Raw genomic sequence first — 21,257 nt, 5'->3', positions numbered from 1 at the left:
CTGCGCGACGGCGGCGTTGAGGTCGACCGACAGGTTCGTGATCTGAGTCGTCGTCTCCTTCTGCAACCTGTCGACGGCGTAAATCCGGGCGCGGCCCTCGCCGGTCAGCACCTCGAGGCCGGCGGCGCGAAGCTGATCGCCGAGTGTCGTCAGCGCCAGCGTGTTGCGGACCGCCATCTCGCTCAGGAGGTCGAGATCCGCACGCACCGCGGTGAGTGCCGGGTCGAGCGCGGTGGCGCGGATGTTCGGGTCGGGGCTGAGGGCCTTCCGGATCTCCTCGGCGCGCGCGGCGACGTCATCCACCTTGTCGATCTGCGCCTGAATGTTCGCGGAGAGATCCTCATAGTCGATTTGAATCAGACCGACGGTCTGGTTGCTGACCACGAGCGAGGGACAGTCGACCGCCACCACGAAGAACGCGCCGCGCACGCCCGCAGGCGTCACGCCCGCCACGCGCACCATCATCTGATCCGAACCGCCGACCACGGCCTCGAAGGTGGTTCGGTCGCCCTCGTAGGCGCGCACCCACTGACCGCCGTTATCGTAGGAGACGTCGGCGACGTAGCTCGCGGCGTTGCGCGCCGGCTGCCAGCCCGCGCTGAGCACGAGGTTGAGCTGCACCTGCGTGATCAGGGCGCCGAGCCCCAGGATCACCGGCATCGCGTCCGAGAACAGATCTGGGATCTGGATCAGCGGCGGGACGCCGTTCTCGGTCGTCGCGTAGACCTCGGGAGCGTCCAGCACGCCCGTGAGGTGGATATGCTCGCCGTCCTGGTCTGGATCACCCTCGGTGATCAGGACCGGAAAGGTGCGGGGCTGGCCCGGCGAGAAGGCGAGCCAGGGGCGCTCCTGCGTATCCGAGCGGGCCAGCGCGCCCGCGAGCGTCATGCCCTGCTGCCCGGCGGTCACCTGCGCTTCGGTCGAGGAGACCATCGCGATGGCGTCGCTCGCGCCACGCGAGACCCGCACCGGGCCCCAGGGGCGTCCGTCGCGCCGCCGGATCTCGACGTAGTGGTTGCCGCTCGCCTCCCAAGCCGGAGCGGGGTCGAGCGTCAGGGTCAGGCCGTCTGCGGCGACACCGACGATCTCGCAGGACTGGCCCCAGGTCTCTGGCTCCTCGGCGGTGATCTTCACGAGGTCGCCGCGCTTCAGTAGGCGGCCTTCCATTCGGGCGGTCCACTGGACCGTGATGCGTCGGTACTGGCTCTCGGCCGCCATGAAGCGGACGACGCCCGTGGCCTGCTTGCGGTTCGTGATGCCCTGCAGCTGGACGCGGGCCGGCTTCAGCAGCGTGACGCCGTCCGGCGCCGAGGAGACCTCCGCGAGGCGCCACGTCGTCTCGTCGAGGTACTCGCCCACGATGCCGTCGGCCCACGCCTCGTCCGACAGCGCGTAGTCGATCTCGAGCGAGTCGCGCAGGATGTCGTTCTCGGTGAACAGCATCCGGGACAGGCCGCGGGGCTGGTCACGGGTCAGGGTCAGCTTGTCGCCGACTGGCGCCGGGAAGGCACGCCCCGCCTTCAGCACCGTCTCCAGCACATCGTCGAGGTTCTGCACCTCCGTGAAGCGATGGTCGAAGGTGTGGCCGAGCGAGGTCCAGAGCGCGTCGTAGGCTACGAACGCCTGGAAGTCGGTGTCGCTGAGCGAGAGGCCGGCCGCGTAGTCGCCGTTGCGCCACCAGTCGAGCGCCGCCCAGGCGATCGAGCGGGTGGGCTCCTCGACGAAGAGCCCATCGCGCCAGACCGGCAGAATGCGGGTGCCGATCACGCGCAGCTGGCCGCCAGAGATGCCGGAGAGCTGCTTCGACGCCTCGCCGCGGACCGCGAGCATGCTGACGCGCGGGAACGCCTGCGGCCCGTCGATGTGGGCCCGCACGGCGGTCCAGGTGACGTCGTCACTGCCGGTCCCGGCTTCAGACAGCGGTGGGTTCACCCGGCAGGCGGCGACCTCCCAGCGTCCGGGCGGCACGGCCACCCGCTCGGTGACCCGGATCTGGCTCTTCTTGGCGAAGGTGTAGATCTTGTTGAAGATCGTCGTGTAGTCGCCGATCGGCGCGCCGGCCTCGTTCACCGGTCGCCCGCGCACGACGATGTGCGTGGCCCCCTCGAGGAGCTTGTCCTTCGGCTGGCGCCATATCCCGCCCGGCCAGACGAAGTCGAACAGCAAGGTCTGAGCCGTGGTGCCCGCGGCGTTGACGATGTAGCCCGGCGTGAACGCGGTGGTGAGCTCGACGCCGTTCATCTCGTCCGCCGTGAGCACGTTCACGGGATAGAGCGTGACCTGTTGGCCCGGCTCGACGAACTGGAGGGTGATGCCCGGATAGGCCGGATTGTAGCCGGTCTGGTAATCCCAGATCGGGGTGTCGCCGATCAGCACCTGCTCGGGTCTGATCCGCCCGCAGGTCAGCGCGTAGAGCGCGTAGTCGATCATCCGGTCGCCGTCGTACTCGCTGTACGTCGGGGCGCCGTAATCGGGGGCGAAGCGCAGGCGGCCGTTCAGCACCGGGACCGGCTGCATCGGTCGGGCGGCGTTGCCCTGCAAACCGAAGGCGTAGAGCTCGTCGCTGGCCGCGGTCTTGCCGCCTGCCTTCGGGCTGAGGAAATGGCTGATCGCGAGCGCGCCGGCGCCGACGATCGCGGCGGAGGCGAGCGAGGAGATTGCGCTGAAGGCGAAACCTGTTGCGCCAGTCGCGCCGGCGATGACACCGCCGGCCCACGGCGCGACGGCGGTCAGCGCGACGAGCGCGACGACAGACAGGATGCTCTTGCCGCCCGAGCCACCCGCCATGTTGCCGAGCGGGCGCGACAAGAACTCGACATTGTCGTTGACCGCCAGATGCGTGCCCGACCACTCGTCGCGGCCGAGATAGGCGCCGTTGACCTTGAGAACCGTCGGCAGATCGAACCGCCACGCGACGCGCGCCAGGAGGGCGGCGACGGTCTCGCCCATGACGGCCTCGGCCTCGCGCATCGGCAGAACGAGCGCGTTCTCGGGACGGACTGAGCCGTCCTCCGGGTCGTAGGCCAGGAGGTTGTGCCGGACGGCGATGTGCATGGGGTCAGATGCGCCGGAAGAATTTCAGGTAGTTGAAGCCGACGCTGCGCAGCGCCGGGATGTCGTCAGCGACCACGCCGGCATGCTGGTCGACGTGCAACACGACGCCGGCCGTGCCGGGCACGACGAAGGTGCCGAGGTGGAAGTCGCGTTTCGCCACGTTGCCCATCAGGACGAGATCGCCGTCGCGGGCCTCGTGCTCAGGGGTCTCGCGCCAGTTCCGGCGCTCCTCGTGCGCCAGCATCGCCTCGGCTTGTGCCCGCGTCGTCGCCGCCACGAAGGGGAGCGCCGGCATCGGCACGGCGTAGAGCGCGCTCTGAACGTGGCGGGCGAGGCCGTAGCAGTCGAAGGCGTCGGGCCCCGTCGCGCCGATCCGGTAGGGCCGGCCGATCAGGTCCTCGAGGAAGGCGGCGCGATAGGTCATGCGCCTACCGCCACCATCAGCGCGGGGAACCGGGCTTGGTCGTAGATCTCGCGCATGACCCGCAGCTTCGTCGGGTCGGCGATGGTCAGTGTGCCCTCCAGCCGCGCGCCCTTGCGCTTCACGTTGCGCAGGAGCAGCCGGAACGGGCCGTGGCCGACCGTGCTGGGATCGCTCCTCAGGTAGCCGCGGAAGATCACCACCACGCTCTCGTTGAGCTTCGTCGCGGGCTCCAGGTACCGGGCGACCTCGCGGTTCACGTTGTCGATCCAGATCGGCGCCTCGACCCCGACCTTGCCGATCCGCGGATAGTCGATCCCGAACATGATGCCCTTGAAGGTCACGGTCTGGCCGGCATTGAGCGGGGCGCCGTCCTCGAGGCGAAAAGCCATATCCTCGGTGTTCATTACGGCGCGGATCGGCGCCGGCTGGCCGTTCTCAAGGAAGACCGAGTGGATCAGCTCCAGCGTCGGCAGCATCACCTCGGAGGCGTCGACCGTGGCGGCAGCCTCTTCCCAGGCGCGGGATGCAGGGATGGGCATTGATCTATTGCACCAGTGCGCGCTGCATCATGACCTCGCGATCCTAAGAACAAATCATTGGGGCCACGATGTCAGACCGGGATGTAGGTGAGCGCGTCGAGCAGGTCTCCATCGAGGCCGTGAAGCTGAGCGCGATGCACATGGCCTTCGTGCTCCGAAACACCATCGACAAGGTACTGAGCTACGCTCCCGCTGATCGCCGCCAGGGACTGTTCCTCGTCCTCGGAGCGACTGCGAAGCAATCTGCTGACGAGGTCCGAGGCGATGCCCCGAAGGAGATCAAGGTAGCTGTTCGGACCCTCACTCACGTCTACGTCGACAACGTCCTGCGGGCGCTCGCCACGCAGTACGGCCTGAGCCTGCCCAACGTCGAAGGGGATGGGCTGAAACGGCACTGAGCGCTCCGTGGCTGAGATCAGCATGCGTCAGAGGCTCTGCACTTCCAGGACGCAGGAGACGAGCGTGCGGTCGAAGCCGAGCTTCCGCTCGCTCACACCCGAGGCGCCGTCGCGGATGCGCACCTGCCGGCTCGCGTAGGTCTGCGCGCTCTCGATCCAGACCGGCAGGGTGATCTCCGCCGTGCCGGCGCCGGCCTCGTTGGCGATGAAGCTCCGGAAGCGGGCGAGCTCCGTCGAGGTAAACTCCCAGCCGTAGCCGAGCGTGGCGATCCGCAGCGTGTACTGCCGCCGCATCCGCGTCTTGCCGGACTGCATGGGCGATTTCATCGGCGGCAGGTCGAGCGCCTGCACGGCGTAGGCCTGCTGGCTAACGGCGTAGGACAGGTCGGCAGGCCAGGACACCGGCATCGATCAGCGTCCCGTCCGCTTCAGGCCCCAGGCTTTCGCCAAGGCATCCCGCACGTCCGGATCGGTCTGGATCGCACCCGCGATCATCTTGCCGATCACGGTCACGTCGCGCGGACCACGCGGATCCTGCACCGTCTGAGTCTGCGCGGGCTGCCCAGTGGTGTTGACGATGATCGGCGCCTCGTAGGCCGGCGCGTTGCCGTTCGCCGCCGGAGCGCGGGCCGCCGCCATATCCGCGCGCGTCCACCCGCCGACGTAGCCGCCCGTCTCGTAGCCGCGCAGGCCGGCCCGCATTGCCTCGAGCGGCGCGAGGCCGATCCGGCGCACGGCGGCTGCATCGAACACGTACTCGCCGCGGTGGACGACGCCGGCCGGCTCCAGGCGTCCGCCCGTGCCCGTGTAGCCGCCGTCGGCGAACTTCGGGAAGAAGCTGCCCGAGAAGAAGTCCGCGAGGCCCGAGCTGCCGGAGCCGGACCCGCCGCCGAGCAGATTGCCGAGCAGGCCGCCGTTCGCCGAACCGCGCGAGCCGAACAGAGAGGAGAAGATCTGGTCGGAGGCGAGGTCGAGCAGGCGGTCGGCCATGCGGTTGACCGCGTTCGCCATAGCGTCGGCCGCCGTGGCGCCCTGCCGGATGTCACGGAGGAAGCCGCTGAAGCCCTCGCGGCCTGCGCCACGCACGGCGTCATCGAACCGCATTTTCTCGCGCAGGTCCTCCATCCGCTCGGCGGCGGCGGCGGCCTGGTCGGCGTAGCCTCGGATCTGGGCGGAAAGCTCCAGCGTGATTTCGCGGTCGGCGCGCTTGGCGGCGGTCAGCAGTTCCTGCTCGACGCGGTACCGGGCCACGGCAGCGGCACCCATGCCGAAGGTCGCCGCCTCTTCCTGCTGGCGGCGGATCCGGTCCTCCTGCGAGCGCACGGCCCGGTCGTAGTCGTCGCGCTCGTCCTTGTCCGAGCCGCCTTTCGCCGCCTCGGAAGCCGCCGCGATCGCGCCCGCCCGCTGGATCTGCCCGCGTGCGTCGCCCAGCGTGATGGTCTTCCCGATGAGGTCGAACGCCTTCTGCCGCTCGGCCACGGAGCGCTTCTCGGCGTCGGTCTTCGCGTTGATGGCGTCAAGCCTCAGCTGGTCCTGCCGGCGTGCCATCTCCTCTTGGTTGATCAGCTTTCCCGTCGAATCGGTCAGGGTCTCGATTGCCCGGTTCACGCCGAGGTAGGCCGTCTCTGTCTGTCCGAAGTCGGCGAGCTTGTTGCGGGCCAGCGGGTCGGCAAGCGCGGTGCTGAGGTCCGCCTGCTGCTTCCGGAGTTCGGAGAGCCGGGCGAAATTCGGGTCAGTCTGCCGCGCGATCTCGCCCGCCAGACGGGAGGCCGTGTTCGCACGCTCCTCGGCCGCTGCGGCTTCGGCCTTGCGACGCTCGGTGTCGGCAACGAGGGCTGCAGTGTCCCTTTGCCGAACCAGATCGCTGCCAAGGCCCAGCGGCTCCTGCCCGAACGCTTTCCGACGCTCGTTGATCTCGCTGATCTGCTTGTTCAGCCGATCTGTCGCCTCCTGCGCGCCCTCAGGAACGAGCCCGAGCTTGATGCCAGCGATCTTTTTCGCGGCTTCCCAGTACCGGTCGGCTGCCGCGGTCGCGATGTCCCAAGCGGCACCCCAGCGACTGGTGCTCGTCGCGTTCGCGTCGATCGTCACCTTCAGGGTAGCGGCCAGCGTCTCCTGCGCGGCCGAGCGGTCGCCCTGCTCGATCTGGGTCTGGATCAACTGCCGCGTGCGATCGTCGAGGCCGCCGATCTTCGCGGCTAGATCCTCGGCGCCGCGCGCCGGATCCGCGAACATACGGGCGAGTTCGGCGGCGGCGGCCGGCACTTCCTGCGAGGTCAGGCGGGCGTATTCGGACGTCGCTCGGGTGAGCTCGCCGATCACGGGCAGAGCCAGCTGGCCGGTCGAGGCATAAGCAGCGACCACCTCGCGCGCGCTGCCGGTCGAGATCTTGCCAGCCTCCGCGTTCGCGCGGGCCAGTGCATCGAGTTGCGAAGCCGTGGCGCCCGTGGCGCGGCCGAGCCCCTGCGTGGCCTTCTCCAGCGTCTCCTGATCGCGGGCGGCGGACACCGCGGCGGCGGTGAACAAGACACCAGCCGCGGCGGCGGCGGCGCCAGCTACGGTGAACGGCGTCACGAGGCCGAGAGCACTCTCGCCCAGAGCCTTCAGTCCGCCGCGCAGGCCGCCCTCGCCTGCCGCGAGGCCCTGCAGGATCTGCGGACCCTGCTGGAACGCGACCGTGCCGAGGCCGGCACCCGACCCCAGCGAAGCGACGACGTCGCCGCCCTGATACATCAGGTCCCGACGCTGGAAGCTACTGAGCCCGCGACGGCCGGGCTCATTGTCGTTCTCGCTCGCAGCCGACGGCGTGAACCGAGCCCGCGCCATCGCCATCGCCCGCTCGCGCTCGGTCGCATCGATCAGGCCCTGGTTGAAGGTCCGGTCGATCACACCGCTCGCGCGGTCGAGGCGCTGCTGCGCGCGGTAGGTCTCGTCGATCTGCTGGCGAAGGCGATCGTAGGCACTCGCGGCCGACAGCTGCCGACGTGCGGACTGCTCGGTCACCGTGGCGGTCTGGTTGGCCGCCTGGCCCATCCTCTCCTGTGAGGCAGTCACCGCTTCGGCGTCGCTCCCCATCTTCTCGGAGCCCTCCGAGACGTAGCGGACCGTCATCGTGCGGATCGTGTTGATGCTGACCATGGCACGGCCTCGCGGGCCCGGCCGTCACCGGCGGGCCTACAGACATCACGGGTTCGGGGTGGAGGGCAGTCGGCTTACGGTTTGCCGGTCGCCTTCTGGATGCAGCGGATCTCGACCGGATTCGCGATCATAGGACGCTGGCCGGCGTCACTTTTCTCGTCGATGGCCAGGGTCATCTTGCCCATCTCCATGCGCGCGGCCTCGCACGCATCCTTCGATGGGAAGTCGGCGGATCCGGAGGTCAGGCCGCCGGTCGTCGTCATGAAGAGCCAGAGCATGGTCCACATGTCAACGATAGGAGGGGACGGGCCTGAGGATTTCAAGCCCCGATCAGGACTTTCCGCCCTCGCCCTTCACCTCTTCACGCATTCGCTCCCGCCAGACGGCATCCATGGCACCGACGAGCCGGGCGAGGCGCTCGAACTCCTCGGGATCCGTGATACCGGTGCGCGCCGCGTAGCGGTCGAGCGATGACCAGGGGATCGGGCCCACGACACCGAAGCCCAGCGCCCGGTCGGTCGAGAGGGCCCAGAACGCGTCCCAGGCGAAGCTGAGATGCTCGGGCAGATCCGGCCGGGCGAGAAGCGCCGCTGGGACGACGCCATCCTCTTCCGCCAGATCCGACAGCCACTCGGCGCGCTCGGCCCACTCCAGGTGCCAGCGGAGCGCCTCGATCAGTTTCCCCGGTCGGCCTCGTCATTGCCGGCGACCTCATCGGCCGCCACCGTCGCCGCCCAGGACACCGCTTGCCGGAACCGGGCGAAGTCGGGATCGGTGAGGTACTGCTCGGCGAGATCGCACGAGTACGGGATCGTGGCCCCGTCGTCGTCGGTCAGGCCCTCCCAGTCGAGCAGCACGGTGTCGAGAAGGCACTGCGCCGTGATGCGGTCGACCTCGTCGGGATCGATCCGGCCGTGAACCCGCTTGGAGCGCGGCACCGCGTCGAACAGCTTGGACTGTAGGCGCCGGTACTCGGTGTTGCCGATGCCGCGGACCTTGAGGCGCAGATCGCCCATCTCGGGGATCTCGCCGATCCAGCGGCCCTGCCCGAGCCTCGTCGAATCGACCTTGATGGCGGATAGCTTCACGCGTCGGCGTCCTTCTGCTTGGAGGCGGGCTTGCGGGCGGCAGGCGCGGTGTCCTCGGCCAAGCCCTTGCCGATGAGGAGGTCGGCGTGCTCGTTCGACAGCTCGGGCTCCTCTCCCCGGAGGAAGGACCGGCGGTCCTTCCCGTTCGGGTAGCTGTCGAAGTCGGAGAGGATGCGGACCGTCTTCAAGATACACCTCGCGTGATCTGGAGGCTGCAGCCCGCCGTGCCGTCGTAGACGCCACGGAATGGGATCGAGACCATCACGTCGTCGGTGTTGCCGCCCGGGCGGCGCTCCGCGTTGCCGAGGATGAGCTTCGGCACGAGGAAGCTGTAGCGCTTGTTGGCGGCGTTCCCGACCGTGAACGAGAGGGCCCCGCCGCCGGAATGCGCGAGTGCTGCGGCGTAGAGGGCGTTGCTCTCGAAGTAGCACTCGAGCGTGCCGGTGACGTCGCACATCCCGTAGCCGAAGGAGTCGGTGTAGAGATTGCCGACGAGCGGGCGTGTCCGGAGGTTGTTGTTCACCTCCAGCGTGAGGCTGCGGACCTTCGGGGCCGGCGTCACGCCGGACAGCGCCAGGTTCGCCACGTTCGCCGAGGCGGTCGAGATCGGCTCGGTGCCGGGCGCCGCGTAGGTCGCACCCGAGACGATGGCAGTATCGATCATCTCCTTCTGCGCCATGATGCCGACCGCGCCCGTGATCTTCGCCCGCGCGCCCAGGCTGAGCGAGAGGGTGTTCACGACGGCGCCGGTGAAGCGCGAGAACGAGTTGCTGCCCTGAAGGTCGAGGGTCTCCTCGATCGTGAAGCTCTTCAGCGCGTTGCCGTTCTTCAGGACGTTCGTCGCCCAGGTCGAGAAGAGCGCGCCCTCGAGGAGGTCGTCGAGATTCCCGTAGGCGAGCTCGAAGTTGTAGTCGCCCATCACATCCTGGCCGAGCATGAACTCGTCGCGCACGTTGCGGTCGGGCTGGATCTCGTCCGAGGTGCCCGTGGTCTTGTTCGTTCGCGGGCCGCCACCTGTGGACCGAAAGGTCTTGAACGAGGGCGTGGCCGGCGTGGTGCCGAACACCGACTCGGCGACATACGCGATCCGCCGCCCGCTGCCCGAAGCGATCGTCATGGTGCTCTCCTGGTGGTGGGGGCAGACAGATCCGGCCTCAGCCGGTGATGTCCGCCTGGTACGGGACGCTGAGCGAGAGGACGAAGTACATCCCCTCCTCGTTGCGGTCGTCGATGACCGGCGAGGATGGGGCGAAGGTCTGCACCCCGCCGAATTCCTTGCCTCGGAACAGCGCCGCGAGCTCGTCGGCCCAGGCCAAGCCCTCGACGACGCCTCGTCCGCGCCGGCTGTTGATCACGAGCCGGAAGGTGCCGGTCTCACGATAGATGTTCGCGCCGGGCGCGCCGACGGTCAGCTGCTCGCCGTTCGCGACCGGGTAAGAGACCTGGACGAACGGGCTGCCGGTCTTCGGCGTCTCGCCCTGCTGGTTGATCCCGAAGACCGGGCAGCGATCCCAGTCGCTGGCGAGGCGGGCCTCGACGGCGTCGACGACGAGCTTCAGCGGCATGTCAGCGACCCGGGTCGAGGATGATGGCCGGCTGACGGGTCAGCCAGTCCTGCCGGGCGCCGACGCGGCCGCCGCGCACGTTGCGGGCGAGCCGTTCCGCGCTGGCCATCTGCGCCCACTTGCCGATCGCGCCGCCCGGAAACGAGCGGTAGCCGAAACCGACATAGGCCACGTTGCCGAAGCGGCGCTTCGCCAGCGTCGCGACGCCCTCGTAGACGCCGGCCGGTGCCTGCGCGGACTGCCCGCGCTCGATCTTTCGGGCATAGGGCTGAGCGTTCAGCACCACATACTGCTCGGCGGGCGGTGGGGTCAGCGAGGCGTCGAACTCGACGTCGTCGGCGAACCAGACGTGGCTGCGGGCGTAGCGCTCGGTCCGCACGGGCGAGTGCAGGATCAGCTGCTCGTCGATCCAGGCGACGATGTCGGTCAGCAGCTTGAACTCGAACAGCACCGTCCTTCGCGGAGTGAGGTTCGTCAGGTCCTCCCGGCGCGCGCCGTCCACGAAGGTCTCGTGCTCGGGCACGTAGCCGAGCGCCTGCCGGTTGGTATCCTGGGCCTCGCCCAACGCCTCGCGGGCGGCCTCAGCGAGGAGAGCCGCCTGCGCGTTGGGCGACAGGGTATCGTCGAGCATCAGGCCGATGTCGCGTGCGACCGGGTCGAGGCGGACGGAGGTGCGGACCGCCATCAGCCTCGGACCGTGCACTCGATCCGGACCACGACATCGTTCAGCACGACCGGGTTCGCGATCTCGACGTAGCGGGCCCGTCCGGCAATGGTCACGCCATCCCCACGCTGGATTGTCTCCACGCCGGCCGCCGGGAGGTGCGTGGGCGAGAGGATCATCAGCGTGTCACCCTGCTGGACGCCGCCGCTGAGCTCTTCGGCCCGATAGCCTCGCACGAAGGCGCGCAGCGTGGCGGCCGCCGTATCCGGCTCGGCGGCGGCGGCGCGCAGCTGCACGTCTTGACCATGGGCAGCGATCTGCCGGTCGAGTTGGGCGATGGCCTGAGCCGGTGTCATGCAAACAGCAGCCGGCGATAGTCGGCGAGCGCGGCCTCGGCCTCAGGGTGAGACAGGGCCGCGGTAGCGCCCTGCACATACCAGGAGGTCGAGCCGATACCCTCGACGTCTTCCGACTTCACCATCGCGTCGCGGCCGCTCGCGGAGATCATGGCCCCGACGAGCTTGATCACGGCCGCCTCGACGTCGGCGGGCAGGTCCAGCGCCGCCGTCGGCGGATCGCCGCGGGCCTCGCCCGGCAGCAGCCAGCCGGTCTCATAGTCGACGACGATCGCGCGGCCGTACCAGCGCCGCCGCGCGCCGGCGTCCAGGAGGTACAGGGCTCTCCCGTCGGTCTCGTAGGCGTCCGTGCCGAGCGCGACGCTGTCGGTCGTCACGCCGAGAATCCTCACGACAGGCCCCCGTTCGAGGAGCAGCCCGAGACCATCCTCGCCGGACCGGCATGTCGCCTCGAACCGCTCGCGCACGGTCTCGCGTCCGAACTGCCGACGGCAGTAGGAGGCTGCGCGTGCGGAGGCCTGATCTATGAACCGCTCGATCTGCGCCTTCGTCGGCGCAGTCCCGGGCAGGCCGAGGTCCAGGCGCACGTTCGCCTCTGTTGTCAGGCGCTTGGCCGTGGCGGACGTGAGGACGGTGACGCTCATGGCGCGCGCCTGTCGGGGGACACATGGGCGGTGCGCAGCGTTGTCCGCGAAGGAGTACAGGAGAAACGCATGCACCCTGACCACGAAGAGAAGCGCGAGGAACGACCGGACTCGACCGGGCCGAACTCCCGCCCGCGGGACGACACCATCGCCCAGACCGGCGAGGGCATCCCGGACGACAGCGGTCGACCGGTGCAGGTTGATGAGGAGGAGGCCAAGCGCATCGAGGATGGCATCCGTAAGATGTGACCGTCGCTCAGTTGCGGATCACGCGGATGGCTTCAGACCTGCCGAGCGGCGAGGTAGGCGCGGATCGTCCTGTCCGCTGCTTCGGTGTTCTCCGGATCCTCACCGGAGATGTGCTTGGCGAGGGCGCGCCGCTTCGCGTGATGGAGGCTCTCCCAGTCCTGAGGCACATCCACGCCCGTCGGCTGCAGGCCAGGGCCGGCCTCTTCGGCCTCAAGCTCCTCCGGCGTCATGCCGCGGGCTGCCGCATAGTGCTGCCGGCGGGCGAGGAGCACCGCCTCCTCGTCCTCGAACGGCTCGGGGTTCAGCAGCACGCCGCCAGGGTCGAACAGGTTGAACCCGCCGCCTTCGACCGGCTCGAACCGGTAGGCGTCGAGCAGCAGAACCTGCGGTTCCTGTCCTGGGACCTGCGAGAGATCGATCACCGCCACTGTCGTCTGGGCGACGATGTGCTCGGCCGCAAAGGAGCGGGCGGCCGGCAGATTCGGGAACGGCTCATCGTTCAGCCGAACGCCGCCCGCGTCCAGCAGGTCGAACCCGCCGCCCTCGGTCGGCTCGACGCGGAAGCCAGCCGGCAGCCCGTCGGGCGCAGCGTCGGACGGGACGGGCTCCAGCTGCAATCCCGCAGCCGTGATCTCGTCGTCCGTAACGGTCGCGCAGGTCCCGGCGGCGATGTTCGAGGTGGCGGCAGAGAAGGGCATCTGGACGATGGTGCCTGCCAGGCGACCAACGAGCTGACGAACGTACATCGGAGGGTCTCCCGGTCAGGTCTCGAATGGGCGAGAGACGGCGCCACGCGGGGCGGCGCCGCCTGCGTGACTGCGATCAGTCGATGATCGCGCTCGGGAGATTGCCGCTCTGGTAGCGGTGGCCCTCCAGGATCGCGAGCGCGCCCGTGATGTTGGCGACGTTCGACGCTCCGGTGGTGATGAAGAGGCAGTCGAAGCCGGCGTTGACGTCGAGGTTGGCCGGGTCGATGTGGAAGACGACCTGCTTGTTCTTCACGGCGCCGGACGTGGTGAAGCTCACGCCATCGGCCTGACGCACGAGGCTATCGCTGGCAGCCGTGTCCTGGTTCGCCCAAATCGGGACCGCGTTGGCGATGGGCTTCGCGCCGGTGCCGGACACGTCCTGGGCCTGCATCAGGCTCAGGGCCACGGGGGCGGCGTTGCCCTGCGTGAGCGACACCAGGATGGTGGCGATCGTGGCGTTCTTCAGGGTGATGATGTCGGAGGATCGTCCGGCCGCATCGGTGGCGAGCGGCAGAAGCTCGACGAGCTTCGCGGACGAGGCGAAGTTGTACTTGGGCATCGGGTATCTCCCGGCGATGAGAAAGGGACAGAGGGTCGCGTGCCGACGGGGCGTCGGCCCCGCCGGTCAGGTCAGGCGCTCAGGCGGAGCGGTCAGCGCGTGGCGAGCGTGACGAAGGGCGACTGTGTGTTCGTGCCTCGGAACGGAGTCATCGGCTGCTGCCAGATCGGCTGGCCGTTGAAGCGGTAGACGAAGCGGAACACGGTCTCGTCGTAGATGAAGCGGACATGGATCGAGGAGGCCTCCTGCATCGGCCCCTTCTCGATCGCGAGGTACTGCGAGAGGTCCGCCAGCACGATGTCGCCGGCGGTGCCGAGAGTGGCGCAGTACTCGCACGGGATCACCGGCCGCCCCATCAGGGTGCCGTAGACGTTCCCGTTCGTGCCGGGCGGCGTGTAGACCACCTGCGGCGCCTGGAAACCCCCGACATTCTCGGTACCGGCCACATTCTTCACGAGCATCATCAGCTGGAACAGCTGCGGCTCGGCGTCCTGGTTGATCAGCCAGACCGCGTTCTTGCGCGACCGCGCCGGCATGCGGGCCCACATCGCCAGGATGTTCTGGGCGATGATCGTGCCGGCCGCCTGGCCGACCACCTTCGGCACGGTGATCGTGGCGCCGCCGTTGAGGAAGCCGAGCGGCATGCCGGCGCCGGTGCCGTTGACGATCGAGTCCTCGATCTTGAAGGCGAACTCGTCCTGGAAGGCCTGCCGGAGCCACGAGGACAGGGCCGTGGTGTCCTGCAGGAGTTCGTCGGTCGCGTAGCAGAGCCCGGTCAGCTTATCGAGCTCCATGGTGATGCGCTTGAACTGCGGGCGGCTGTCGCGCTTCAGGTTGCCCTCGCCGGTCCAGAACGCCTGCACGCCTCCCCAGCGCGAGCCGTTGGCGCGGCTGGTCTCGTCGACGCCGTTGATCCGCAGACCGTTCGCGTTCGGCCCGATCGGGATGCGGCGCACCCGGCTCGCGATCTCGCCGCTCTCGTAGGTCTGCTGGAGCAGCTCGTTCGAGAAGTCGGTCTGCACGAGGAAGCCGCCGTCGGCGGCGATGCCCTCGGACATGCCGGTGGGGCCGGCATTGAAGGAGCCGACCGCCTGCAGGCGCGGGTCGACGTGGCCGGCTCCGCCGGGCATGCCGGCCCGAGCGATCGCCATCATCTGCTCGCCGAGCGAGGAGAATCGGCTCTGCCCGTTCCGGTCGCCCGCGGAGCGCTGGTCGGCCTGCTCGTTCTCGTCGCGCCCACCGCTGAGCGCGCGCTGCCGGTCCATCTGCCGCTCGACGCGGGAGATGTCGGCGTCCAGCGCCTGGAGTTCGGACGAGATCGCGTCGTCGCGGGAGGCCTCGGCCTCGGTCAGGCCGCGGTTCTCGGAAGCGGCGCGGTCGAAGACCTCCTGTGCCTCGCGCACGAGATCGGCCCGCCGCTGACGGAGTGCTTTGATCGTCATGATGGTCTCTCAGCAAATCGGCCAGGCATGGGCGCGGGACCCGGGCGTAAGCGCCGGGACACTGCCCACGGGCCCGGCTGGACCGTGGGGCGCATCTGGAATGGGATTGGGCTCAGCCGCTCGAGCGGAGACGGTGCGCGTGCCGTCTGCGGCGGAAGGCGTCGCGCTCCAGTGCGGCCTGACGGTCAGCCTCGCCTTGCGCATCGGCCTCCGGTTCAGCCGGTCCCCTGGCCTCTAAGGGTTGGTCCGGGTCGGCTTCCGACGCCTGCCGCTCAACGTCGTCGACTTCGGCCCGCTTGCCGCTAGGCCCAGCGGGCGCCGGCTTCATCTTCGCGACGCGCCGCAGGGTCTCGTCCATGGTCGCCACCTTGTCGGCCATGCCCTCAGTCACGGCATCCTGGGCGAGCACCACCCGGCCTTGGCCGAAGCCGTTGCGGATCACCGACTCCCGGACGCCGCGCCCGCGGGCGACGTCGCTGACGAAGAAGCCGTAGGTCTTGTCGACCAGGGTCTGCCCGTAGGCGTGCGCCTCCTCGCTGAGCGGCTCGAAGGGGTTCCCCTCAACCTTGTACGGGCCGGCCGAGATGAAGGTGACCTTTAGACCCTGCTTCTCGGCAGCGACCGACACGTCCTTGTGCATGCCGTAGACGCCGATTGAGCCGACCTCGCCGCCGGGCGTCACCACGATCTCGTCGGCTTGGCTCGCCAGCCAGTAGGCCGCGCTCGCGGCGGTGGAGTTCACCTGCGCGATGATGGGCTTGCGCCCCCGGGCAGCCCGGATCTGCGCGGCCAGTTCCTGCACGCCGTGGACATTGCCGCCGGGGCTATCGACGTCGAAGACGATCGCCTTCACGGCCGGGTCGTCGAGCGCATCGCGGAAGCTGTTCGACACACGCTCGGTAGAGGTCCCGCCCGGGCCGCTGATGTCGTCAACCTGCCGCGCATGCTGGGCGATGACGCCGCGAATCCCGATGACCGCGATCACCGACCCGGGCTGCGGCTCGCCCGCCACCCGCTCGCCGGGGCGCGCCGCGACGATCTCGCCCGCCGCGTCGAGGCCGACCATCGTCGCGAGGCCGTTCTCCGCGCGCACGCCGCCGATCGTCGCCTCGACCTCGATCCTGGAATGCTGGCCGGCGCGCTGCGCGAACTCCTCGGCAGAGACCGGTGCATGGCCCTCGGCGCGGTGCTCGACAACCTCGACGAGGGCGAGCAGCCAGTCGGGCGCCATGGCCCACGGACGGCGCATCATGGCAGCCCGCAGATGCGGGAAGCGGGTCGTCATTCGGCAAGCTCCTCTTCCCGCTCGCGGGTCGTCTCAGGGGTGTCGTCAGGCGCCCCGCCGTCCTCGCCGGCCTGGGCGGAGTTCGAGGGCTCGCCACCGCCGTTGCCTGGCAGGCGGTCGGAAGTGGCGCCGGTGTTGGGCGCGAGCGGCTCGTCGAGCCCTGCGAGCGGATTGTAGCCGAGCGCGTCGCGCGCCTCGTTCCGGGTCAGGATCCCGTTCAGGACTAGGCGGCTGAAGAACTCGGCCTGGGCCTTCGAATCGCCGCGCTGAAGCTCCTCGACGTCGAAGCGGACCTCGTAGAGGCGCGGCGCGAGGATGAGGTCGCGACGCACCGCCTGCGTCCAGCAGCTCAGCCAAGGGCGCAGGTTGTTGCGCACGAAGGCCAACATGATCGCCTCGACGCCGGTGCCCCACGACGTCGTTTTCGTCATGTGGTGGAGCATGACCGGCGGCACGTCGAACCAGCGGCAGATCTCCTCGATCTGGTGCTGGCGGGTCGACAAAAACTCCGCGTCCTCGGACGTGAGGCTGATCGCCTCGAACTTCGCGCCATCCTCCAGGATCGGTGTCCCGCCGGCATTCGCGAGGCCGTTGTAGGTCGCGCGCCAGTCGGCCTTGAAGCGCTGGAAGGCCTCCTCGCTCCAGCCCTTCGGCACCGTGATGACGCCGGACGGGCGGGCGCCGTTCGAGAAGAGTCGCGCGCCGTGCTCCTCGGTGGCGAGCGCGAGGCCGACCGTCTGTCGCGCGTAGCCGATCGGGCCGATGCCGATGAGGCCCGGCGCGATTCCGGTGCGCAGGTGCAGGACCTCGTCCTGGAGCAGCCGGCGCGTGCCCCTGTCGTCCGACACCGTGTAGCGGAGCGTCCGGTCCGGCAGCCGGTCGACCGTCACGCGGTCCGGGTGGATCGGCTCCAGGCTATCGGCAAACCCGCGCGGCCCCGCGATGATCTCGGCGTAGGCGTTGCCGCGCAGCCCGAGATGGGCCTGCAGCATCGCCTTGAAGTCCCAGGCCGTCTGCCAGCCGTTCGGCTGGTGCTCGAGCAGGTCGTTCAGCGGGTGCTCGGGCGCCTCGTAGCTCTTGCCCGTAGCCGGATCCCGCCGGTAAACCCGCAGCGGCAGCGAGGCGAGCGTCTTCGCGAGCAGATGCACCGCGGCGTAGACCGCCGAGAATTGCATGGCGATGTCCGGCGTGACCCGCCGCCCGGCGAAGCTCATCGTGCCCGGGCCATCGCCGTACCAGCGATCATCGTCCGGCGCCCAGGGCTGCACGGCCGGCGCCTGCTCGCGGGGGCTGGCGCCGAGCATGGCTGAGAAGAGCCCGGCCATCAGGCGTTCCCGCGCAGCGTCCCGATGATGGCGAGGCCGACAAGCACGCCGCCGCCCACCATGAAGCCGGCTGGCGGGTAGTGCAGCCACGCGCCATAGCCAGCAAGGCCCGCCCCGACCGCGCCGACGACCTCGCGGAAGATCTGCGTGCTGATGGTGATGGGCGCGGGCCGCGTGCGCGTGCCGGCGTCCCACTCGCGGTCCTGGGGCATGCAGGCTCCTCAGGCGACCCGCAGGCCGCGTTGCTCGTAGACGGACCGCGTCTGCGCAGGCTCGGGGTTCAGGCTCATCGGCACGACGGCGTCGAAGAGCGCCATGGCCGGGTCGATCTTCGCATCCCCCGCGTTCTGCTTCGTCGCGCGGATCGCGGTAGCGGTGGGCTCGATCTTCAGGTTGCTCACCGCCCAAGCCATCAGCCCGGAGCCGGAGTGGCGCAGCGTCCCGTTCGCCAGCTTCCGCTCAGCCGTCTTGATGGCGTTCATCATGCCGTAGCCCTGGGGCACACCGACGACGAGCTTCTCCTCCTGGGTCACGCCGATCTCGGCGAGCGCCTCGATGAACTCGCCGAGGCCGGCCGGGTCGACGCCCACGCAGGCGAGCAGACCAGCATCCTTCACGCGTTCCACGACGGCGACCATCTCGGCGATGTCCTCGAGTTCGTCGTCGACGATGGTCAGCTCCTCCGCCTTCTCGAAGTCGCGCAGCTTCGAGGCGATCGACTTCCGCCGCTCCAGCACGCCGACGTGGCACCAAGTGTGCGACCATGCCAGCCAACGCCGGGACCCCTTCTCGCGGCCGAGCACGCAGAGGCCGAACAAGTCGTCGAGGCCGCCGCCATCGATGCCGATGCAGACGACCTCGCAGCGCTCCAGCAGGGCGTCTAGCGAGAGGTCGGGCTCGGCCCGCCGGTCCCAGAATTCTGCGCCGGGCCAGCGGTTCGCCCGCAGGCGCATGCCGATCTCGACGTTGAGGTGCTTGGCGAGGTGGGTGCACAGCGCCTCCACGCTCCCACGCCGCGCCTCGACCAGCTTGTCCTCCAGCCACTCCCGACTCACCGACCGGTCGATGTTCGGGTTCGTGACGAACCACCACGACGCGTCGAGGTAGGCCTCTCGCTCGACCATCTCGGGTGGGAACTCGTAGAGGACCCCGAGGCTCTTCCGGTCCGCGACCTTCCCGTCCCGCACATCGCGGACGTAGTCCAGCTTATCCTTAAACACGCCGGCCGGCGGCTCGTCGGACTGCGTCGACAGGTAGATTACGAAGCCCTCGGGCCGGGAGACCAGGCCGCCCGTGGCCTCGCGCAGCATCGCGTCGGCGTTCGCCCGTTTGCCAAAGATCCAGAGCTCGTCGACCAGGACGAAGGCCGCCTTCTTGCCGCCGACCGTGTCGGTGTCGGCCGCGACCACCTTTAGCGTCGCCCGCGTGATCCGGTGGGTGATCTGCCGGAAGTTGTCCTGCACGTGCAGCAGGTCGGTCAGTTCCTCGTCGGCCCGCACCATCTCGGCCGCGGGCTTGTACGAGTTGCCGGCAATCTCCAGCGTCGGGGCCAGGATCAGCAGCTCGGCCGAGTGCCGCCAGTTCCGGATGAGGGCCGTCAGCATGATGGCGGCGGCGATCGTCGATTTGCCGTTCTTCTTCGAGATGAGGAGAAAGAACTCACGGATCAGCCGCCGGGCCCCCTCGGCATCGTAGGCGCCGAAGATTGCGCGGACGAAATCGAAGACCCATTCCTCGCAGGCTTCCCCGAAGGTCGGCCGGCCCGGCACATCCACGATGCGCAGGGACTTGAACACTGCCAGCGCGGCCTCGGCCTCCTCCGGGAACAGCGGATCGAACGGGATCAGCGATCGGCGCGCCGTGATGCGGGCTGGCCAGTCCGGGCAGGCAGTCGTCCAGTTCATCAGCGGTTGTGCACCACGAGCTTCGGCGGTGCGGGCGGCGAGAACTTGCCCGACACCCTCTCGGCAGCCTGCTGCTGCTCCTGCTTCTTCCCGAGCTTCGGCGCAGGCGCGGCCCGGCGCTCGACAGCCTCGGCGGCGCCCGCATCGCGCCCGATCTCGTCGAGGCGCTTGATCGCGGACACGTTGCCGGCCTGCGCCTCGCGGAAGAGGAGGCCGATCACCTCCTTCCGGCGGTTGGCGTGCCCGTTTTCGAGCTCATCGGCGAAATGCTTGCGCAGCGTGTCGTCCTTGATCCCGATCGCACGGGCGATCACGACCTGGCTCTCGCCGCAGAAGACCATCTGCTCGACGACGATGCGCTGCTCGACGGTGGGCCGGAAATCCGGCCGCCCGCGGCGGGCCTTGCCCGGCGCCTCAGATTTTTGGGGTGATTTCGCCATCTCGATCAGGATTTCGGAGCGCCAAAAAAATTGCGCGAATGGGACCCTGTGCGGTCGCCCGCCCCTGCAGCCCCAGAATTTCGACCCTCCCCTCCTCGGGAGAGGATCACCCCTTCAGGCGCTTCGCCCGGGCGGCCGCGGTCTTCCGCGTGTGGCAGGACCCGCACAGAACCTGCAGGTTCGCCTTATCGAGCGGAGCGCCGCCGTCCCTGCGCTCCACGATGTGATCGACGAAGACCCGCCCGCTTGTCCTGCCGCAGCCCAGCGCCTCGCAACGCCTGCCCCGCTCTCGGACCACCTCATCCCTCAGCGTGGTCCAGGCCACCGAGGTGTAGAAGCTCTCGGCCATCTTCGGGGCGGGCCGAGCGGTGCGCGTGTCGAGGGTCTTCAGGCGGGGGGCGAGAGTGCTGAGACGACCCATGTCACCGCCCTATTTCCGGCATTACTGCACCTGGCATCTCGATCGCAGCGAGCGCCCAGATCTCCCAGGCGCAGATGGAGAGGATGAGGAGGCCGACGAGACGGGGGTAGGCCAAAGGCACAAGCCTCGCTGTTTATTTCGATCCGTATCAGCAAGAATTATGGTAGTCAGGCTGCAGCAATTCTGCGGTGTCTGCCGATCGAGCGCGCGAAATGACTGCCTTTGCCTATCTCATTGCCAAGCTTAAATGGCTGATATTCGGCACTCAAGCTGATCGAAAAGGCCGCAGACTTGCCGACAACGCTGAGAGGGGCCAGTCATCGGGTCAGATGGTCTACTATAGACGGAACTTCGAGGAAGACTACAACGCCGCTTCTGAGATGCTGAAGGGGCGGATGAACGCCAGATACCCGGATAGCTACCACGCCCGGCTCGGCGGCGGTGGTAACAACGCCTACGACTATGGCGACAAGCGATCTCAGGCTGTTGACACCGCATCCACGGCGATTGCTCAAGCTCTGCGAGGCGGCGCTACTGTTCACGAAGCCGCAGAGGCTGGGGCAACCAGCATCGGCATCTGATGAGCGAGGCGCGGCGACGCCGGCTGGGGGTGCGGGTCGAAAATGGCGGCTCCGAGCAACGGGGTGGTCCCGTGCAACGGCTGTAGGATGGTCTAATTTCTTGAGACCTGAAGAGGAATCCGGCATGGACTGGAGCGATTGTAAGCACAATCCGCAGGCTTACGGGCTTGCTGCCGCCGCTCTCACCGTAGCGCTGATCAAAAACCTGGCGGTGAAGGGTGTGCTGTCTCAAGCCGAGGCGCGAGACATCGTCTCTTCAGCACAGCGCGAGTTGGAGCGTTCTCAGACGAGCCACGTGAAGGCCGCGAAGAAGATCGTCGAGAACGAGATCCTGCCGGATTTCCCAGACCAGTAGGCGCGCCGGGCAGAATCCGATCAAAGAGGCGATCGGTGATACCCGTCGCCAGGATCGGCAGGGCGCACCCTCAATGG

Annotated in this window: 27 protein-coding genes; 4 read left to right on the top strand and 23 right to left on the bottom strand. The window is 68.7% G+C overall.

Annotation, left to right across the window (positions count from 1 at the left end; all coding sequences use genetic code 11):
• From E1J50_RS15530 to E1J50_RS15520, 3 genes are all read right to left on the bottom strand, one after another.
• The coding region (locus E1J50_RS15530; RefSeq protein WP_245516596.1) for a host specificity factor TipJ family phage tail protein at positions 1–3,054 on the bottom strand (3,054 nt) is incomplete at its 3' end.
• Positions 3,055–3,058: 4 nt separating this feature from the next.
• Complete coding sequence (locus E1J50_RS15525; protein WP_132254745.1) at positions 3,059–3,478, bottom strand: NlpC/P60 family protein; 420 nt, start codon at positions 3,476–3,478, stop codon at positions 3,059–3,061.
• The gene (locus E1J50_RS15520; RefSeq protein WP_132254744.1) at positions 3,475–4,017 is read right to left on the bottom strand and encodes a DUF1833 family protein; all 543 of its coding nucleotides are present in this window, start codon (positions 4,015–4,017) and stop codon (positions 3,475–3,477) included. Before E1J50_RS15520 ends, E1J50_RS15525 begins: the two co-directional genes overlap by 4 nt.
• A 68-nt stretch (positions 4,018–4,085) precedes the next feature.
• On the opposite strand from E1J50_RS15520, the gene E1J50_RS15515 reads away from it, so the two are divergent.
• Positions 4,086–4,415 (top strand): hypothetical protein, encoded by a 330-nt coding sequence (locus E1J50_RS15515; RefSeq protein WP_132254743.1) that lies wholly within the window; start codon positions 4,086–4,088, stop codon positions 4,413–4,415.
• A gap of 27 nt (positions 4,416–4,442) precedes the next feature.
• On the opposite strand, the gene E1J50_RS15510 is transcribed toward E1J50_RS15515, so the two are convergent.
• From E1J50_RS15510 to E1J50_RS15460, 11 genes are all read right to left on the bottom strand, one after another.
• A complete protein-coding gene (locus tag E1J50_RS15510; RefSeq protein WP_132254742.1) occupies positions 4,443–4,823 on the bottom strand; it encodes a hypothetical protein in 381 nt (126 codons plus the stop codon).
• 3 nt (positions 4,824–4,826) lie between these two features.
• A complete protein-coding gene (locus E1J50_RS15505) occupies positions 4,827–7,526 on the bottom strand; it encodes a phage tail length tape measure family protein (protein WP_165937877.1) in 2,700 nt (899 codons plus the stop codon).
• Between the two features lie 101 nt (positions 7,527–7,627).
• Complete coding sequence (locus E1J50_RS15500) at positions 7,628–7,831, bottom strand: hypothetical protein (RefSeq protein WP_132254740.1); 204 nt, start codon at positions 7,829–7,831, stop codon at positions 7,628–7,630.
• A 52-nt stretch (positions 7,832–7,883) separates the two neighbouring features.
• Positions 7,884–8,171: a phage tail assembly chaperone gene (locus E1J50_RS28535; RefSeq protein ID WP_425374938.1), complete on the bottom strand. Its 288-nt coding sequence runs from the start codon at positions 8,169–8,171 to the stop codon at positions 7,884–7,886.
• A gap of 56 nt (positions 8,172–8,227) precedes the next feature.
• Entirely contained in the window at positions 8,228–8,641 is a 414-nt protein-coding gene (locus E1J50_RS15490) for a hypothetical protein (RefSeq protein WP_132254738.1), read from the bottom strand.
• Complete coding sequence (locus E1J50_RS15485; protein WP_132254737.1) at positions 8,638–8,829, bottom strand: hypothetical protein; 192 nt, start codon at positions 8,827–8,829, stop codon at positions 8,638–8,640. Before E1J50_RS15485 ends, E1J50_RS15490 begins: the two co-directional genes overlap by 4 nt.
• Complete coding sequence (locus E1J50_RS15480) at positions 8,826–9,758, bottom strand: phage tail tube protein (RefSeq protein ID WP_132254736.1); 933 nt, start codon at positions 9,756–9,758, stop codon at positions 8,826–8,828. The genes E1J50_RS15485 and E1J50_RS15480 overlap by 4 nt, the downstream gene beginning before the upstream one ends.
• Positions 9,759–9,795: 37 nt before the next feature.
• A complete protein-coding gene (locus E1J50_RS15475; RefSeq protein ID WP_132254735.1) occupies positions 9,796–10,206 on the bottom strand; it encodes a phage tail terminator-like protein in 411 nt (136 codons plus the stop codon).
• 1 nt (position 10,207) lies between these two features.
• On the bottom strand, positions 10,208–10,891 hold the full coding sequence (locus tag E1J50_RS15470; RefSeq protein WP_132254734.1) for a hypothetical protein: 684 nt from the start codon (positions 10,889–10,891) through the stop codon (positions 10,208–10,210).
• Positions 10,891–11,226 carry a hypothetical protein gene (locus tag E1J50_RS15465; RefSeq protein WP_132254733.1) on the bottom strand — a complete coding sequence of 112 codons (336 nt, stop codon included), beginning with the start codon at positions 11,224–11,226 and terminating at the stop codon, positions 10,891–10,893. Before E1J50_RS15465 ends, E1J50_RS15470 begins: the two co-directional genes overlap by 1 nt.
• On the bottom strand, positions 11,223–11,870 hold the full coding sequence (locus E1J50_RS15460; RefSeq protein WP_132254732.1) for a hypothetical protein: 648 nt from the start codon (positions 11,868–11,870) through the stop codon (positions 11,223–11,225). The genes E1J50_RS15465 and E1J50_RS15460 overlap by 4 nt, the downstream gene beginning before the upstream one ends.
• Positions 11,871–11,939: 69 nt before the next feature.
• Between E1J50_RS15460 and E1J50_RS15455 the strand changes: the two genes are divergently transcribed.
• On the top strand, positions 11,940–12,119 hold the full coding sequence (locus E1J50_RS15455; RefSeq protein ID WP_132254731.1) for a hypothetical protein: 180 nt from the start codon (positions 11,940–11,942) through the stop codon (positions 12,117–12,119).
• 32 nt (positions 12,120–12,151) lie between these two features.
• On the opposite strand, the gene E1J50_RS15450 is transcribed toward E1J50_RS15455, so the two are convergent.
• The 9 genes from E1J50_RS15450 to E1J50_RS15410 form a co-directional block, all read right to left on the bottom strand.
• Positions 12,152–12,865 carry a hypothetical protein gene (locus tag E1J50_RS15450; protein WP_132254730.1) on the bottom strand — a complete coding sequence of 238 codons (714 nt, stop codon included), beginning with the start codon at positions 12,863–12,865 and terminating at the stop codon, positions 12,152–12,154.
• A 76-nt stretch (positions 12,866–12,941) separates the two neighbouring features.
• Entirely contained in the window at positions 12,942–13,427 is a 486-nt protein-coding gene (locus tag E1J50_RS15445) for a hypothetical protein (RefSeq protein ID WP_132254729.1), read from the bottom strand.
• 92 nt (positions 13,428–13,519) lie between these two features.
• On the bottom strand, positions 13,520–14,869 hold the full coding sequence (locus E1J50_RS15440) for a phage major capsid protein (protein WP_132254728.1): 1,350 nt from the start codon (positions 14,867–14,869) through the stop codon (positions 13,520–13,522).
• 112 nt (positions 14,870–14,981) lie between these two features.
• A complete protein-coding gene (locus E1J50_RS15435) occupies positions 14,982–16,154 on the bottom strand; it encodes a S49 family peptidase (RefSeq protein ID WP_132254727.1) in 1,173 nt (390 codons plus the stop codon).
• A complete protein-coding gene (locus E1J50_RS15430) occupies positions 16,151–17,479 on the bottom strand; it encodes a phage portal protein (RefSeq protein WP_132254726.1) in 1,329 nt (442 codons plus the stop codon). The genes E1J50_RS15435 and E1J50_RS15430 overlap by 4 nt, the downstream gene beginning before the upstream one ends.
• Entirely contained in the window at positions 17,479–17,691 is a 213-nt protein-coding gene (locus E1J50_RS15425; protein WP_132254725.1) for a hypothetical protein, read from the bottom strand. The genes E1J50_RS15430 and E1J50_RS15425 overlap by 1 nt, the downstream gene beginning before the upstream one ends.
• A gap of 9 nt (positions 17,692–17,700) precedes the next feature.
• A complete protein-coding gene (locus E1J50_RS15420; protein WP_132254724.1) occupies positions 17,701–19,383 on the bottom strand; it encodes a terminase large subunit in 1,683 nt (560 codons plus the stop codon).
• Positions 19,383–19,823, bottom strand: coding sequence for a hypothetical protein (locus E1J50_RS15415; RefSeq protein WP_132254723.1), 441 nt, complete (start codon positions 19,821–19,823; stop codon positions 19,383–19,385). The genes E1J50_RS15420 and E1J50_RS15415 overlap by 1 nt, the downstream gene beginning before the upstream one ends.
• A 106-nt stretch (positions 19,824–19,929) precedes the next feature.
• Positions 19,930–20,244, bottom strand: a complete 315-nt coding sequence (locus E1J50_RS15410; RefSeq protein ID WP_132254722.1) for an HNH endonuclease signature motif containing protein — start codon at positions 20,242–20,244, stop codon at positions 19,930–19,932.
• A gap of 212 nt (positions 20,245–20,456) precedes the next feature.
• Between E1J50_RS15410 and E1J50_RS15405 the strand changes: the two genes are divergently transcribed.
• On the top strand, positions 20,457–20,825 hold the full coding sequence (locus E1J50_RS15405; protein ID WP_132254721.1) for a hypothetical protein: 369 nt from the start codon (positions 20,457–20,459) through the stop codon (positions 20,823–20,825).
• Positions 20,826–20,949: 124 nt separating this feature from the next.
• Positions 20,950–21,180, top strand: coding sequence for a hypothetical protein (locus E1J50_RS15400; protein ID WP_132254720.1), 231 nt, complete (start codon positions 20,950–20,952; stop codon positions 21,178–21,180).
• Positions 21,181–21,257 lie beyond the last annotated feature (77 nt).

Origin of the sequence: Methylobacterium segetis (assembly GCF_004348265.1) — a bacterium.
Taxonomy (GTDB): domain Bacteria; phylum Pseudomonadota; class Alphaproteobacteria; order Rhizobiales; family Beijerinckiaceae; genus Methylobacterium; species Methylobacterium segetis.
This window is presented reverse-complemented; position numbering and strand designations above follow the sequence as displayed.

Bases quoted from the DNA above. Each gene is read 5' to 3' on its own strand.
- E1J50_RS15525 (WP_132254745.1), bottom strand. From the start codon at position 3,478: ATGACCTATCGCGCCGCCTTCCTCGAGGACCTGATCGGCCGGCCCTAC.
- E1J50_RS15520 (WP_132254744.1), bottom strand. From the start codon at position 4,017: ATGCCCATCCCTGCATCCCGCGCCTGGGAAGAGGCTGCCGCCACGGTC.
- E1J50_RS15515 (WP_132254743.1), top strand. From the start codon at position 4,086: ATGTCAGACCGGGATGTAGGTGAGCGCGTCGAGCAGGTCTCCATCGAG.
- E1J50_RS15510 (WP_132254742.1), bottom strand. From the start codon at position 4,823: ATGCCGGTGTCCTGGCCTGCCGACCTGTCCTACGCCGTTAGCCAGCAG.
- E1J50_RS15505 (WP_165937877.1), bottom strand. From the start codon at position 7,526: ATGACGGTCCGCTACGTCTCGGAGGGCTCCGAGAAGATGGGGAGCGAC.
- E1J50_RS15500 (WP_132254740.1), bottom strand. From the start codon at position 7,831: ATGCTCTGGCTCTTCATGACGACGACCGGCGGCCTGACCTCCGGATCC.
- E1J50_RS15480 (WP_132254736.1), bottom strand. From the start codon at position 9,758: ATGACGATCGCTTCGGGCAGCGGGCGGCGGATCGCGTATGTCGCCGAG.
- E1J50_RS15475 (WP_132254735.1), bottom strand. From the start codon at position 10,206: ATGCCGCTGAAGCTCGTCGTCGACGCCGTCGAGGCCCGCCTCGCCAGC.
- E1J50_RS15470 (WP_132254734.1), bottom strand. From the start codon at position 10,891: ATGGCGGTCCGCACCTCCGTCCGCCTCGACCCGGTCGCACGCGACATC.
- E1J50_RS15465 (WP_132254733.1), bottom strand. From the start codon at position 11,226: ATGACACCGGCTCAGGCCATCGCCCAACTCGACCGGCAGATCGCTGCC.
- E1J50_RS15460 (WP_132254732.1), bottom strand. From the start codon at position 11,870: ATGAGCGTCACCGTCCTCACGTCCGCCACGGCCAAGCGCCTGACAACA.
- E1J50_RS15455 (WP_132254731.1), top strand. From the start codon at position 11,940: ATGCACCCTGACCACGAAGAGAAGCGCGAGGAACGACCGGACTCGACC.
- E1J50_RS15450 (WP_132254730.1), bottom strand. From the start codon at position 12,865: ATGTACGTTCGTCAGCTCGTTGGTCGCCTGGCAGGCACCATCGTCCAG.
- E1J50_RS15445 (WP_132254729.1), bottom strand. From the start codon at position 13,427: ATGCCCAAGTACAACTTCGCCTCGTCCGCGAAGCTCGTCGAGCTTCTG.
- E1J50_RS15440 (WP_132254728.1), bottom strand. From the start codon at position 14,869: ATGACGATCAAAGCACTCCGTCAGCGGCGGGCCGATCTCGTGCGCGAG.
- E1J50_RS15435 (WP_132254727.1), bottom strand. From the start codon at position 16,154: ATGACGACCCGCTTCCCGCATCTGCGGGCTGCCATGATGCGCCGTCCG.
- E1J50_RS15430 (WP_132254726.1), bottom strand. From the start codon at position 17,479: ATGGCCGGGCTCTTCTCAGCCATGCTCGGCGCCAGCCCCCGCGAGCAG.
- E1J50_RS15425 (WP_132254725.1), bottom strand. From the start codon at position 17,691: ATGCCCCAGGACCGCGAGTGGGACGCCGGCACGCGCACGCGGCCCGCG.
- E1J50_RS15420 (WP_132254724.1), bottom strand. From the start codon at position 19,383: ATGAACTGGACGACTGCCTGCCCGGACTGGCCAGCCCGCATCACGGCG.
- E1J50_RS15415 (WP_132254723.1), bottom strand. From the start codon at position 19,823: ATGGCGAAATCACCCCAAAAATCTGAGGCGCCGGGCAAGGCCCGCCGC.
- E1J50_RS15410 (WP_132254722.1), bottom strand. From the start codon at position 20,244: ATGGGTCGTCTCAGCACTCTCGCCCCCCGCCTGAAGACCCTCGACACG.
- E1J50_RS15405 (WP_132254721.1), top strand. From the start codon at position 20,457: ATGACTGCCTTTGCCTATCTCATTGCCAAGCTTAAATGGCTGATATTC.
- E1J50_RS15400 (WP_132254720.1), top strand. From the start codon at position 20,950: ATGGACTGGAGCGATTGTAAGCACAATCCGCAGGCTTACGGGCTTGCT.